Below are 12,895 nucleotides of genomic sequence, written 5' to 3'. Positions count from 1 at the left end.
CTGTTTAGACTGCCACCGTGGCGCATTGACGCCTCGGCGTGGGCGAGTCCATTCAATTACAGAGACGACATCAGGCGCTTGCTGGCACCGGCAAAGGTGCGGCCAGCAGACGCTCATCCAAGAGGCACAGGCCTTCCTGGAACAACTGATTGCTGCGCTCGGTGTCGCCCAGTTGAGCCAGCAGTCGCGCCAGCTCCGCGCAGGCTTCCGGATTACGCTCCACACGCAGGCTGCTTTCCAGATAATCCCGCGCCTTGCCCCAAAGACTGCTCTGCAGACACAGGCGGCCCAACGTCAGCAGTAAGCTCGGGTCAGCCGAATGCTCTTTTAGCCAGCCTTCGGCGGTGTGCAATTGACGCGCCGGATCACTGCCGCGCACCAACCCGTACAGACGCGCCAAATGGCTCTCGTAGTTACGCTTGAGTGCCGCTCGCAGGACCTCTTCGGCCTCGACCTGCGCACCCAGTTGCCGCAGTTGCTCGGCATAAGCGAGCACCAGTTGCGGCTCCTGGCGCTGAGCCGAGGTCAGCTGTTGCCAGGCGCGATTGAGCGATTGCAGGCCGATCGTTCCGTCCTCTTCCTGATGCGCCGCCAGAGACAGGTTTTCACCCCAGGCCCGGCGCTCCAGTTCGGCCAGCTCGGCCGGTGGCAGGACCTTGTCCTTGCGCAGCTCGGGCAACAGGCGAATCACCGCTGACCAATCGCCCCGCTGCTGATGCAGGCGATGCAGCTGGCGCAAGGTCTGAACGTTATGAGGATGGCGCTCATGCATGACTTGCAGGGTTGCCAGGGCGCCTTCGGTATCACCGCGATCGGTCTGTAATTGCGCGTGACTCAGGGCAATCGCCAACTCGGCCTGGGGCTGGCGCTCGAGGGCGCGCTCCAGCAAGTTGTCGCTTTCCTCGTAGAGGCCTTGTTCGTTCGCGGCGCGTGCGGCTCCGAGGTAGTACAGCAGCGGCTGACGCTCGGCTTCGGCGGCCCGATGCAGATGACGCTGCGCGCTGGCCCAGCGACCTTCAGCCAGATCCAGCTGACCGTGCTCTATCGCCACTTGCACCCGGCGACTACGATTGCGCCGGGACCAGGGATTGACCACACCACCGGAGGTCGTCACCAAATCGATCAACGCCTTGATGCCCCAGAACACCAGCCAGAGAACCGCCAACAACGCCAGGCTTGCCCATAGGCTCGATTCGAAACGGAAGCTTTTGTAGGCAATCAGCACGTAGCCGGAATGCTCGGCAATCGCCAACCCCAACGCGGCGGCAGCGGCGATGGCCAGAAACACGATCACATAGAAACGCTTCATGGCGTGGCCTCCGGCGCGGTATCCGCGGCAGGTTTCGCCATGGGTTTGATCGAGTCCTCGGCGTTGACATTACGCCGCTCCAGATACCCTTGAACTGCGCTCAGTGTGCCGGTCAGATCCGGTGTCACGACGGTGACCGGCTGCTTGCTCAACTCACTAACCTGCTCAAGCATCACTTTGCTTTGCGGGTTATCCGGGTTGAAATTGCCTTTAAGTACATCCCGCGCTTCTGTCAGCGCCTGGGTGTAAACGGCTGCCTGGCCATTGAGCGCAGCCCATTGCGCCTGCTCCAGTGCCAGGCTCAGGGCCAGGCGTACCTGGCTCAAACTCTGCCCGGCCAACAAGGGCCGCACGTTCTTGTCGGCATTGAAGTCGATGCGGATGTAACGCGAAATCTGATCCCACCATTGCGCCCAGCGACTGGCACCGTCGCCATCGGCGGTCGGGCGCAGCAGGGATTCGCCACGTTCCTTGAACTCGGGCGCCAGCTCAGTGAGGTCGATCACCTGATCGCGCAAGGCACCCAGTCGCAGGAACAGCCCTGTGCGATCCGGCTGTTCGGTACTGCGCAATGCCACCAGCGTTTTGGCCACTTGCTCGCGAGCGGCAAAAGAGCCCGGGTCGTTCTGCTCGCGAAGAATTTCATCGGCGCCCTGCACCAGGGCCTGGGCGCTGCTGATGTCCTGCAAGGCGGAAAGACGCAGGCTCGCCAAGCGCAACAAGTGCTCGGCCTCAGCCAGACGCCAGTCCTTTCGACTGGCACCCAGGACGGTTTCCAGGCGCTGGTTCAAGCGTTGCTGATCGCCTTGCAGCTGCGTCACCAGACGGCTGCGTGCTTCCAGCTCGTCGGCCGGTGGCAGCTGTTCAAGCCGAGCGCTCAGGCGCTGTTCATTGAGTTTCAGGCTCTGTGCCTGATCGTTCAATGCCTGCACCTGACTCAATTGCTGCTGGTTCGTGGCTTGCAGGTGACGCACCTGCAAGACTCCCCAACCACCTACCGCAACACCGGCAGCGCCCAGCAACAGCGCGACGATTGCCAGCCCATTACCTCGGCGCTGCCCTGCAGCAGGTGGCGCGGTTTCAACCGGTGCTTCAACCGGTGCATCGAGCACTGGCTGGACGTCATCTTTAGGCAAGGCTGTTTCGCTCACGTATCCATCCTTTGCATTAGAGAACGGGTTCGGGATGTTCCCGTAACGCCGTCAGCAAAGCCGCGGCACTGGCGCCGCGACAATCCACAACTGTCAGGGCGCCGGCGGCACGTGCCAGCTCGGCGACCCTGGGGCTTGGAACAAACAACGGCAACTGCGCCAATTGCGGCCAGGCATCGCCGGCCAATTGAAGCAGGTGCTCAAAACCCTGCCCACTGCTGACCACCAGCCCGTTCAAGCGTTCCGCTTTGATCCGGTCAGGGAGTGCCGCCGGCGGGTACTGCGGCAGGTCACGACGGTACAACTCCAGATACTCGACACTAGCACCTCGCTCGCGCAAACGCTCAGCGAGTAACTCGCGTCCACCCTCCCCACGCATGATCAGTACGCGTGGTTCAGGCCGTGCGATCGCCTCGCGCAGCTGAGGAAGGTCAAGCAAGGCTTCGCTGTCATCGCCCTGCGCAGGGAAGCTCACATCCAGTCCGTGATCTTTGAGGATCTGTGCGGTCGCCGCGCCCACGCTGAACCATTTCAGAGCCAGTGGCCGTGGCCAAAACCGGCTGACCAGATCAATACCGATTCTGGCGGCCGGCTTGCTGACCACGATCACTGCGCAGTAGGCATCCAGATCCTGCATCATCCCGCGCATTGTGTCAGAGGCCGGGATCGGCTCGATCTCCAAAAGCGGCAAACTGCTGCTGAAAATCCCCTTCTGCGCCAAAACACCGGCCAGGGCCGCCGACTCATCCTCGGGACGCGTCAGCAGCAGGCGCCAGCCAGTCACTCGTGACCTGCCTCGCCGTAGACTGCTTTCAGAATGTCGTTGGCGCCTTGGCGCAGAAGGTCGTCGGCCACACGCACACCCAGCGCCTGGGCATCACTGCGCGGTGCTCGGGCATCAGCACTGAGCAGCAAGCCGCCGCTCGGATCCCCCACCAGGCCACGCAACCAGATCTGCTCGCCTTCAAGCACGGCGTAGCAGGCGATTGGCACTTGGCAGCCGCCATTCAGATGTTTGTTGAGTGCGCGTTCAGCCGTCACGCAAGTGGCGGTGTCCTGATGGTGCAGCGGCGCCAGCAGCGCGTGAATTTCACTGTCGACGCTGCGGCATTCAATACCGACCGCACCCTGGCCTCCCGCCGGCAGACTGTCGTCGACGCTGATGGCCGAGGTGATGCGATCTTCAAAGCCCAGACGAATCAGGCCAGCGGCGGCGAGGATGATGGCGTCGTATTCGCCGGCATCAAGCTTGGCCAGTCGCGTATTCACATTGCCACGCAGGAAGCGGATTTCCAGGTCCGGGCGACGGGTCAACAGCTGGGCCTGACGGCGCAGGCTGGACGTACCGACAATGCTGCCTGGCGGCAACGCCTCCAGGCTGGCGTAGGTATTGGAGACGAAGGCATCGCGCGGGTCTTCACGCTCGCAGATGCAGAACAGACCGAGGCCTTCGGGGAAATCCATCGGCACATCTTTCATCGAATGCACGGCGATGTCGGCTACGTTTTCCAGTAGCGCGGTTTCCAGCTCCTTGACGAACAAGCCCTTGCCACCGATTTTCGACAGTGGCGAGTCCAGCAGCTTGTCGCCGCGACTGACCATGGGCACCAACGTCACGAGCAGGCCAGGATGGGCCTCCTCCAGACGGGCTTTGACATATTCGGCCTGCCACAGGGCGAGAGCACTTTTGCGGGTGGCGATGCGGACTTCGCGAGAGGACATGGGTCAATCCGTACTGAATAGATACGGCGGATAATAACAGCTCAGCCAAATCCTCTTTGACTTGTATCAGAAACTGCTTGGCCTCCCTGGCCTCGGATATCCCGCAACCGGGTGTGAAATGTGCCTGCGAACAGCGAATTAAAGCTGTTGCATCATCTTGCGCACGCCAGCCACATGACGCCGGCTGACGATCAAGGCGTCACCGTTCAGGCCCTTGAGGAACAGCTGAAAATGTCCCAGCGGAGTGCGTTGCAGGCGTTCGATGCGCTCCCGTGCGACCAGCGCATTGCGGTGGATACGCACGAATCGATCGCCAAACTCGTCTTCGAGCGCCTTGAGTGGTTCATCCAGCAGCACTTCGCCGCCTTCATGACGCAAGGTGACGTATTTGTGGTCCGCAATGAAGTACACCACCTGATCCAGCGGGATCAGTTCAATACCTTTACGGGTTCGGGCGCTGATGTGGCTGCGCGGGCCGTTGCCACTTTCGGCGGCGGGACGGGTCAGGGCAGCGAGCTGGACGCGATTGGGTCGCTCGGCTTTCTTTAACGCTTCATGCAAATGTTCAGTACGCACAGGTTTCACCAGATAGCCTACGGCGCTTGCCTGTAAGGCTTCCACGGCAAATTCATCGGGCCCCGCGCAAAACACAACGGCGGGCGGAGTTTCGCGTTCGCACAACCGTGCAGCCACTTGCAGACCATCAAGGCCCGGCATGCGGATATCGAGCAGCACGATATCCGGTTTGTGACTGTCGATCAGTGCCAACGCTTCTTCGCCGTTCGTGGCGCTGGGCTCCAGGACACTGTATCCCTCGAGTTCGCCAACCATTCGGCTAAGGCGCTCGCGGGCCAGGGGTTCGTCATCAACGATCAGGACATTCATATTGCGCTGGATTCCTGCGTGAGTCTCGCACAAGGATAGCGTAGACAGGTGAAGTGACGTCCGTCACCGCGATCCACGCTAAGACTAGCGCGAAGGCCAAAAAGTGCCGCCCGACCGACGGCTAAATTTTCATCTGCCTGGCGATTGGCGACCCGGGCCAACATGGGCGAGGCATCGCCACAGGGTTTGTTGATACACAATATGAACATCCCCTCTTCTTATAGTCAGTTGCAGCATCTAAGTGCACTGATCCTACTGTCCAACTGTAGACGGTTGCCGAGACGATATTGCTCATTTGAAAAATATCGTTGCGCAATTGGCCCATGCGCGGCCCCGAGTATGGGCCAGTCCATGAGAAAAAAACGTGCCGACCAGTGTCAGCGACAGGATTGGCAACCCTGTTATTATCCGCGGCAGCTTTCTACGCCATCTTTCTTTAGCCGATACGAGCGAATTCATGAGCACTGACAAGACCAATCAGTCCTGGGGCGGCCGCTTCAGTGAACCCGTCGACGCCTTCGTCGCCCGCTTCACCGCCTCCGTCACTTTCGACCAGCGCCTGTATCGCCACGACATCATGGGCTCGATCGCCCACGCTACCATGCTGGCCAAGGTCGGCGTGCTGACCGATGTCGAGCGCGACAGCATCACCGATGGCCTGAAAACCATCCAGGGTGAAATCGAGGCCGGCCAGTTTGACTGGCGCATCGACCTCGAAGACGTGCACATGAACATCGAGGCGCGTCTGACCGACCGCATCGGCGTGACCGGCAAAAAGCTGCACACCGGCCGCAGCCGTAACGACCAGGTCGCCACCGACATTCGATTGTGGTTGCGTGACGAGATCGACCTGATTCTGGGCGAAATCACCCGCCTGCAAAAAGGCTTGCTGGAACAGGCCGAACGCGAAGCCGGCAGCATCATGCCAGGCTTCACTCACCTGCAAACCGCGCAGCCGGTGACCTTCGGCCACCACATGTTGGCCTGGTTCGAAATGCTCAGCCGCGACTACGAGCGCCTGGTGGATTGCCGCAAGCGCACCAACCGCATGCCGTTGGGCAGCGCCGCGCTGGCCGGTACCACCTACCCGATCGACCGTGAATACACCGCCCAACTGCTGGGCTTCGATGCTGTCGGCGGCAACTCGCTGGACAACGTCTCCGATCGCGACTTCGCTATCGAATTCTGCTCGGCTGCGAGCATCGCGATGATGCACTTGTCGCGTTTCTCCGAAGAGCTGGTGCTGTGGACCAGCGCGCAGTTCCAGTTCATCGATTTGCCGGACCGTTTCTGCACCGGCAGTTCGATCATGCCGCAAAAGAAAAACCCGGACGTGCCAGAACTGGTTCGCGGCAAGACCGGCCGCGTGTTCGGCGCACTGATGGGTCTGCTGACCCTGATGAAAGGCCAGCCTTTGGCCTACAACAAGGACAACCAGGAAGACAAAGAACCGCTGTTCGATGCCGCCGACACCTTGCGCGACTCGCTGCGAGCCTTTGCCGACATGATCCCGGCGATCAAACCCAAGCACGCAATAATGCGCGAAGCGGCGCTGCGCGGCTTCTCCACCGCCACTGACCTGGCCGACTACCTGGTACGCCGTGGCCTGCCGTTCCGTGACTGCCACGAAATCGTTGGCCATGCCGTGAAGTATGGCGTGGAAAGCGGCAAGGACCTGGCGGAAATGAGCCTGGAAGAGCTGCGCAAGTTCAGCGACCAGATCGATCAGGACGTATTTGCCGTACTGACGCTGGAAGGCTCGGTGAATGCCCGTGACCATATCGGCGGTACTGCGCCGGCGCAGGTCAAGAAGGCTGTGGCTCGCGGCCAGGCACTGCTCGCTAGTCGCTAAAAGCTTCGCGGGCAAGCCTCGCTCCTACAGGGGATCGCATAAATCCTGTAGGAGCGAGGCTTGCCCGCGAATGCATTCTCGAACCCGCTACAAAACCTACTTCCTGGACGCAACCATCGCCATAAACGCTGGCATGGCTGCTTCCTTGTCCGCCGCAACCCGCTGCACATTCGGGTTCTTTTCCAAACGCTCCAGCAGCGCCTTGGCCCCAGGTATCTGCGCCAGCAGGTCCAGGTCAAACAGCTTCTGCCCCACGGCACTGGCCAGCGGCACGCTGTACAGGAAATACAGATCCGCCACGCTCAGGCTTTCACCTGCCACGTAAGGGGCGAATTGGCCATGCCGGCCCAGAGAGGCGAACCCCAGTAGCAACTCAGTCTTGGTCTTGTCCTTGATCGCGTCCGGCACCGGCATGCCGAAAAACGCTTCGCCGTAACAGGCTCGCGCGGGCAGTTCGATGTACAGCTCGATTTCCTTGGCCAACGCGAGGACTTGCGCCCGTTCAAAAGGATCGCTCGGCAGCAGCGGCGTACCTTTCTGGCTCTGCTCGATGTACTCGAGTATCACAGCGGTTTCATTGATGAAACCTTGCTCGGTACGTAGCACCGGGACCTTTGCGCGCGGACTGATGGCCAGCGCTTCCGGGCTTGTTCCTGCATAAAACGGCACCTCTTCGAATGGCAGGCCTTTCTCGAGCAACGCCAGTTTCACCATGTTGTAGTAGTTGCTGACGGGAAATCCATAAAGCTTGAGCATCACATAGCCTCCAGGCCGTGCGGGGTTGGCAGTCCTGTTTTATAGAACGCAAAGGCGTTTCTTGCCAGCAGCATCACAGCACTGAATGCAGGTAAACTGGCCGCCTTAACTTCAGGAGCCTGCCATGAGCGAGCCAACCGACATCGATAGCGACGAAGAAGAATTCACCGAAACCACCCTGATCGAAGCCATCGAAAACCAGATCGAAAGCGACAACCCGCCAGCCGCCAAGGCGACGTTCAACAAGCTGACACTGGTGGGTTATGAGCGGGAAGAAATCCTCAACCTGATGGCCCATGTGTTGGCGGTAGAAATCGACGCAATCCTGGAAGAAGACCGCGCGTTCAACACCGAATGGTATGAAGCCGCGTTGCGCGCATTGCCAGAGTTGCCGCCGGAAAAGAAATAACCCCGCCCCCTGTAGGAGCGAGCTTGCTCGCGAAAAACTCAAGGTCGCTGCGGGAAATCAGATGCCCCGCATGATCGTTAACGATTTTCGCGAGCAAGCTCGCTCCTACAACACTCCGTTACCGGGGAATGTCGCCCAAGGCGAAAAAACCCTGTCGCGAACACTGGACATGCCGCACAAGTGGGCTCACCTTAGGGGCGCTGTCGTCCAATTCCTAGAAAGTCTGGAGTCCTTATGTCGCTTACCCCTGAGTTGGTTGCCGAACTGGAAATCCTCGCACTCTTCAACCTGGACAGTTCCCAGGAAGGTTTGAAAATTCATCAGACCGCTGCCCCGAAAGCCATTGCCGCTGCCCGACGCCTGTATGAAAAAGAACTGATCGACCAGCCTGATGGCGGTTATCTGACCAGCCTGGGTCGTGACGCCGCGCAAAATGTGCAAACCGTCCTTACCATTCTGAGCGTCCAGGAAACAGCCTGAGCCTTATCGTTTTGCCCACGGAAACCCCCATCACAGGATTTCCGCGGGCACACCCTGTTATCCGTACCGTTGCGCGATATAAATCTGACGCCAGAAAAACAAAATCAGCTTAAAAGTCCCGGGACCGAGGCGCTAAACTGCCCCTCACACTGTGACCTTCCACGTCCTAGCCCTGCGAGCCGGTTTTAGCTGACATGACCCGCACCCATGAAATCCGCCCCGATCTGGCCGAGGGAATCGACCGCAAGGTTCTGAGTCAACTGCGTGCACGGTTTCTGACGCTCAACGAAGGTCGCATGGCGCGCGCCATGGAAGGCCTGTCGTCCCGCCAGCAAGGGGTATTGACCCTGCTGCCGCTGTTTTTTCACGTCAATCATCCACTGCTGCCGGGTTACGTTTCAGGCAGTACACCGGCCGGGCTGTCGAACTTCGAGCCTGACGCCAACACCCTCGCCGAAGCTCAGCGCCTGACCCGCTCGTTTTCCTACAAGCCACGCCATGGCAGCAATCCACCGCGCCCCATTCACGGTCTGTTCCTGATGGGCAGCCTCGGCACCCTGGCTCAGGCCGAACAGAGCGATATGGACGTATGGGTTTGTCACGGTCCGGACCTGAGCGAAAACGATCTCGCCGAGCTGCGCAAAAAATGTCAGCTGCTCGAGACATGGGCTGCCAGCCAAGGCGCCGAGGCACACTTCTTCCTGATCGATCCGACCCGTTTCGTGCGCGGCGAACGCGATACGCAGTTGAGCTCAGAAGATTGCGGCACCACCCAGCACTACCTGCTGCTGGACGAATTTTATCGCACCGCGATCTGGCTGGGCGGGCGCACACCCATTTGGTGGCTGGTGCCGGTCTACGAAGAGGCAAACTACGATCGCTACACTCACACGCTGATTTCCAAGCGCTTTATCCGCGCCGATGAAACCCTGGACCTGGGGCACCTGGCCTATATCCCGCCTGGCGAATTCGTCGGCGCCGGGCTCTGGCAACTGTTCAAGGGCATCGAGTCGCCCTACAAATCGGTGCTCAAGCTGCTGCTGACCGAGGTCTACGCCAGCGAACACCCAAGGGTTCACTGTCTGAGCCTGCGCTTCAAACAAGCCGTGTTCGCCAATCAGCTCGACCTCGACGAGCTGGACCCTTATGTCGTGGTCTATCGACGCATCGAGGAATACCTCATCGCCCGTGGCGAGCCAGAACGTCTGGAACTGGTGCGTCGGGCGCTGTACCTGAAGGTCAATCGCAAACTGACCGGCAGCAGCAGTCGCACTCAAAGCTGGCAACGCTCACTGCTTGAACGCCTGAGCCACGAATGGCAGTGGGATCAGCGGCAGCTGGCCTTGCTCGACAGCCGCAGCCAGTGGAAAGTTCGTCAGGTCAGCGCTGAACGACGGGCCTTGGTCAACGAGCTGAATTACAGCTACCGCTTCCTGACGCAGTTCGCCCGCAGCGAACAAGCCATCAGCTTGATCAACAAACGCGACCTGAACGTCCTGGGTCGGCGGCTGTACGCAGCTTTCGAGCGCAAGGCCGATAAGGTCGAGTTCATCAACCCGGGCATCGCCCAGGACCTGGCCGAAGACACACTGACGCTGGTGCAGGCGCCAAACAAGAAAGAACCGAGGCAAGCCCAATGGGGTTTGTACAACGGCAGCCTGACGGCCCAGGAGTGGGAGCATTTCGCCCCGATCAAGCGCAGCCGCCAATTACTGGAGTTGCTGACCTGGTGTCACCGCAACGGCGTGATCGACAGCAGCACCCGACTGGCCTTGCATCCGGGCACCAGCGACCTGAGCGAGTTCGAACTGTTCAACCTGCTTGGCAGCCTGCAACAGAGCATTACGCTGCCGCTGCCCACTGTCGCCGAAGAACCATTATTGCGCGCCAGTGCGCCAAGTGAAGTGCTGATTCTGGTTAACGTCGGCATTGATCCGCTCAAGCACCACCGCGACCTGAACATTCTGATGACCACAGAGCGCACCGACTCCCTGAGCTACGCAGGCGTCAGGGAAAATCTGGTGCTGACACTGGACCAGGTCACGCTCAATAGCTGGAACGAGGTGCTGGTCAACCGCTTCGATGGCCGACATGCCCTGCTCGACTGCGTGCGCGATTACCTCAACAACCTGCCAGGCACAGGGCAGCCGCCAAAATTACGTGTGCGCTGCTTCTGTCACAACCGTGCACAGTTCATCGCCCAGCGGGTCGAGGAAATCCTCGATACCGCACAAAACCTATTGCTGAGCAATCTCAATCATCGCTACCTGATTCAGGTTCAGCAGCATTATCACGTGCTGGAGCTGGTGCCCGGACACGTCAATCATGTGGCCCTCGCCACGCTGCCGGCGCTGCTCGATTACCTGGGCGAAGAACGGGTGAGCTACAGCCCGCTGCAACTGGACCCGAAGGCGCTGGAAGAGCATGACCTGGCGCTGGTTCTGCCGATGGGCCAGCCGGACTGTATTCAGGTGTTCTACCGGATCAACGAAGACCAGGCTGATCTGTATGTACTCGATGAGTTCAACGCCTTGTGGCAGCAGCGGCTGCCCTACCACGACGAACAAAGCCTGTTGGTGCCGTTACAACGTTTCCTGCAATCGATCCAGTACCGGCGCGATACCTTACTGCCGGTGGACGCCGCACAACCTTTGAGCCTGGAAACGTTGTATTACCAATTGCTGCCTTCAGGCCCGGGTCGAGCTCGCCGGGTCGAAGCCCGGCTGGCGCCGCAATCCCCGATCAACAAACCGTTTTACGACGTGCAGGCGATCGTCGGCAAAGCCCAGCCCGGTAAAGTGCAGGTCACGTTGTATTGCAATCAGCGGGAATTTTCAGCGTTGGAACATGGCGACCAACTGTTCAGCGTGGTCGCCCGGGAAATCGTCGAACAGCGCCGCGAGACTGAACGCTACCGCTGCTACATCACCGACCTGGACTTGTCCGGCTTGCTCGGTGACGGGCAGAGCTCAAGCAATTTATACCTGCGCTACAAAGCTGACCTGGAGCGCGCATTGAACGAGGCGCTCGAGCAGGTCTGAGGAATTTTATTCCGGAAAAGCGCCGCCATTGGCCGGCTGCGATTCGACTTCCAGCAGGGTCAGTTTCAGGGTTTTGCCGCCCGGTGCAGGCCAGTCGATGTGCTGCCCCACCTTGAGACCGAGCAGTGCACTGCCGACCGGTGCCAGAATGGATATCTTGCCTTCGTCGGCGTTGGCGTCCTTGGGGTAAACCAACGTCAGGTGATAGTCCTTGCCGCTGCTTTCTTCACGGCAATGCACTTTAGAGTTCATGGTCACGACATCGGCTGGCACTTCATCGTGACCGACCACGGTATCGGCGCGATCCAGTTCGGTTTGCAGCGCAATAACGCCCGGCAGCGTGTCATCGAGGCTGTCAATCAGACGCTCCAGACGTTGAACGTCCAGACGAGTAAGGGTGATGGAAGGTGCGGTCATGATTGAGGCAGACTCCTTTCTTCTGCACAAAAAAAGCAAAACCCCGCCAGAAAAAGGCGGGGTTTTCACGAGCCTCGATGGGTTGAGGCGTTTCTGGACACTATCACAGCTCAATAAATATACAAGTCAGGGGCGACGACACACATTTGTAGCAGCTGGCGCTATGGCTTCAGGCGGAGGTTTTGCGCTCGGCCGCCTGGGCACAGATGACCCGGCGGCGCTCATCATCCGCCGAACGCCATTCGCGGATGTCTTCGACATGGCGAAAACACCCCAGGCAGACCTTCTGCTCATCCAGCCGACACACACCGCTGCACGGCGAAGGCACCGCCGGGCTGACATTGCTGTAGAGCGGCTTGGGCGGACGAACAGGTACAGGCTGAGTCACGGTCTCACAGGCCTTCGAAATCGAATTCAGCACCGGCTTGCTGCTTGACGATGCGCTCCAGCATTTCGCCCAGCTGCTCTTCGCTCTTGTCGCACATCCAGCGTTCGCTCTCTTCGTCATAGTCGAAGTGGAAACCGCCCGACACCGCCGCCAGCCACAACTGACGCAACGGCTCCTGACGGCTGAAGATCAACTGGCTGCCGTTTTCGAACTTGACGGTGAGCACACCGGCCGAGCTCTCCAGATCGATATCCAGGTCACTCTCGTCAAAAATATCCTCCAGCGTCTGCTGGGTAGCATCGACCAGATCGTGGAAACGGGCTTCAGTCAAACTCATTGCGGGAACCTCAAAAAGTGTCTACTCACGCTCAAGCGCCGCAAGATACGGGCGAGCCCCGGTGATTGCAAAGGATAACGACTGTGGGACCGAGCCTGCTCGGGAAGAGGCCATCATATTCAACATCAATGTTGACCGACACTCCGTT

At 59.7% G+C, this 12,895-nt stretch carries 13 protein-coding genes and 1 pseudogene; 4 read left to right on the top strand and 10 right to left on the bottom strand.

Features of this window, described 5'->3' with window-relative positions:
* Nucleotides 1-70: 70 nt before the first annotated feature.
* The 6 genes and pseudogenes from ACM6IR_RS23955 to ACM6IR_RS23930 all read right to left on the bottom strand — a co-directional run.
* Nucleotides 71-1,309, bottom strand: a complete 1,239-nt coding sequence (locus ACM6IR_RS23955; RefSeq protein WP_414909976.1) for a heme biosynthesis protein HemY — start codon at nucleotides 1,307-1,309, stop codon at nucleotides 71-73.
* Nucleotides 1,306-2,460, bottom strand: a complete 1,155-nt coding sequence (locus ACM6IR_RS23950; protein WP_414909975.1) for a uroporphyrinogen-III C-methyltransferase — start codon at nucleotides 2,458-2,460, stop codon at nucleotides 1,306-1,308. The genes ACM6IR_RS23955 and ACM6IR_RS23950 overlap by 4 nt, the downstream gene beginning before the upstream one ends.
* A gap of 16 nt (nucleotides 2,461-2,476) precedes the next feature.
* On the bottom strand, nucleotides 2,477-3,244 hold the full coding sequence (locus ACM6IR_RS23945; RefSeq protein ID WP_414909974.1) for a uroporphyrinogen-III synthase: 768 nt from the start codon (nucleotides 3,242-3,244) through the stop codon (nucleotides 2,477-2,479).
* Entirely contained in the window at nucleotides 3,241-4,182 is a 942-nt protein-coding gene (hemC, locus tag ACM6IR_RS23940; protein ID WP_414909973.1) for a hydroxymethylbilane synthase, read from the bottom strand. Before hemC ends, ACM6IR_RS23945 begins: the two co-directional genes overlap by 4 nt.
* Before the next feature lie 138 nt (nucleotides 4,183-4,320).
* Nucleotides 4,321-5,067, bottom strand: coding sequence for a LytR/AlgR family response regulator transcription factor (locus tag ACM6IR_RS23935; RefSeq protein ID WP_414909972.1), 747 nt, complete (start codon nucleotides 5,065-5,067; stop codon nucleotides 4,321-4,323).
* Nucleotides 5,064-5,177, bottom strand: a pseudogene (locus tag ACM6IR_RS23930) (sensor histidine kinase); the annotation flags it as partial. The pseudogene ACM6IR_RS23930 and the gene ACM6IR_RS23935, both read right to left, overlap by 4 nt.
* A 347-nt stretch (nucleotides 5,178-5,524) precedes the next feature.
* Between ACM6IR_RS23930 and argH the strand changes: the two are divergent.
* On the top strand, nucleotides 5,525-6,919 hold the full coding sequence (argH, locus tag ACM6IR_RS23925; protein WP_414909971.1) for an argininosuccinate lyase: 1,395 nt from the start codon (nucleotides 5,525-5,527) through the stop codon (nucleotides 6,917-6,919).
* Between the two features lie 96 nt (nucleotides 6,920-7,015).
* Here argH and ACM6IR_RS23920 read toward each other — a convergent pair whose 3' ends face one another.
* Nucleotides 7,016-7,675 (bottom strand): glutathione S-transferase family protein, encoded by a 660-nt coding sequence (locus tag ACM6IR_RS23920; RefSeq protein WP_414909970.1) that lies wholly within the window; start codon nucleotides 7,673-7,675, stop codon nucleotides 7,016-7,018.
* A gap of 124 nt (nucleotides 7,676-7,799) precedes the next feature.
* Here ACM6IR_RS23920 and ACM6IR_RS23915 point away from each other — a divergent pair, with 124 nt between their 5' ends.
* From ACM6IR_RS23915 to ACM6IR_RS23905, 3 genes are all read left to right on the top strand, one after another.
* A complete protein-coding gene (locus ACM6IR_RS23915) occupies nucleotides 7,800-8,084 on the top strand; it encodes a hypothetical protein (RefSeq protein WP_414909969.1) in 285 nt (94 codons plus the stop codon).
* A gap of 234 nt (nucleotides 8,085-8,318) precedes the next feature.
* Nucleotides 8,319-8,564, top strand: coding sequence for a TIGR02647 family protein (locus ACM6IR_RS23910; protein ID WP_084320242.1), 246 nt, complete (start codon nucleotides 8,319-8,321; stop codon nucleotides 8,562-8,564).
* Nucleotides 8,565-8,758: 194 nt separating this feature from the next.
* The gene (locus ACM6IR_RS23905; protein ID WP_414909968.1) at nucleotides 8,759-11,605 is read left to right on the top strand and encodes a class I adenylate cyclase; all 2,847 of its coding nucleotides are present in this window, start codon (nucleotides 8,759-8,761) and stop codon (nucleotides 11,603-11,605) included.
* Nucleotides 11,606-11,611: 6 nt separating this feature from the next.
* On the opposite strand, the gene rnk is transcribed toward ACM6IR_RS23905, so the two are convergent.
* The 3 genes from rnk to cyaY all read right to left on the bottom strand — a co-directional run bounded on the left by rnk (nucleotide 11,612) and on the right by cyaY (nucleotide 12,747).
* On the bottom strand, nucleotides 11,612-12,022 hold the full coding sequence (gene rnk, locus ACM6IR_RS23900) for a nucleoside diphosphate kinase regulator (protein WP_414909967.1): 411 nt from the start codon (nucleotides 12,020-12,022) through the stop codon (nucleotides 11,612-11,614).
* A 169-nt stretch (nucleotides 12,023-12,191) separates the two neighbouring features.
* Nucleotides 12,192-12,410, bottom strand: a complete 219-nt coding sequence (locus ACM6IR_RS23895; protein WP_414909966.1) for a DUF1289 domain-containing protein — start codon at nucleotides 12,408-12,410, stop codon at nucleotides 12,192-12,194.
* A gap of 4 nt (nucleotides 12,411-12,414) precedes the next feature.
* Nucleotides 12,415-12,747 carry an iron donor protein CyaY gene (gene cyaY, locus ACM6IR_RS23890; protein WP_187678252.1) on the bottom strand — a complete coding sequence of 111 codons (333 nt, stop codon included), beginning with the start codon at nucleotides 12,745-12,747 and terminating at the stop codon, nucleotides 12,415-12,417.
* Between the last annotated feature and the right edge of the window lie 148 nt (nucleotides 12,748-12,895).

The organism is Pseudomonas sp. IT-P253 (genome assembly GCF_949768125.1).
Classification (GTDB): Bacteria; Pseudomonadota; Gammaproteobacteria; order Pseudomonadales; family Pseudomonadaceae; genus Aquipseudomonas.
Note: the sequence above shows the minus strand (reverse complement) of the source record. Positions and strands in the feature narration are given on the sequence as shown.

Excerpts from the sequence above, each read along its gene's own strand:
- ACM6IR_RS23955 (WP_414909976.1), bottom strand. The coding sequence starts at position 1,309 with ATGAAGCGTTTCTATGTGATCGTGTTTCTGGCCATCGCCGCTGCCGCC.
- hemC (WP_414909973.1), bottom strand. The coding sequence starts at position 4,182 with ATGTCCTCTCGCGAAGTCCGCATCGCCACCCGCAAAAGTGCTCTCGCC.
- ACM6IR_RS23935 (WP_414909972.1), bottom strand. The coding sequence starts at position 5,067 with ATGAATGTCCTGATCGTTGATGACGAACCCCTGGCCCGCGAGCGCCTT.
- argH (WP_414909971.1), top strand. The coding sequence starts at position 5,525 with ATGAGCACTGACAAGACCAATCAGTCCTGGGGCGGCCGCTTCAGTGAA.
- ACM6IR_RS23920 (WP_414909970.1), bottom strand. The coding sequence starts at position 7,675 with ATGCTCAAGCTTTATGGATTTCCCGTCAGCAACTACTACAACATGGTG.
- ACM6IR_RS23915 (WP_414909969.1), top strand. The coding sequence starts at position 7,800 with ATGAGCGAGCCAACCGACATCGATAGCGACGAAGAAGAATTCACCGAA.
- ACM6IR_RS23910 (WP_084320242.1), top strand. The coding sequence starts at position 8,319 with ATGTCGCTTACCCCTGAGTTGGTTGCCGAACTGGAAATCCTCGCACTC.
- ACM6IR_RS23905 (WP_414909968.1), top strand. The coding sequence starts at position 8,759 with ATGACCCGCACCCATGAAATCCGCCCCGATCTGGCCGAGGGAATCGAC.
- rnk (WP_414909967.1), bottom strand. The coding sequence starts at position 12,022 with ATGACCGCACCTTCCATCACCCTTACTCGTCTGGACGTTCAACGTCTG.
- cyaY (WP_187678252.1), bottom strand. The coding sequence starts at position 12,747 with ATGAGTTTGACTGAAGCCCGTTTCCACGATCTGGTCGATGCTACCCAG.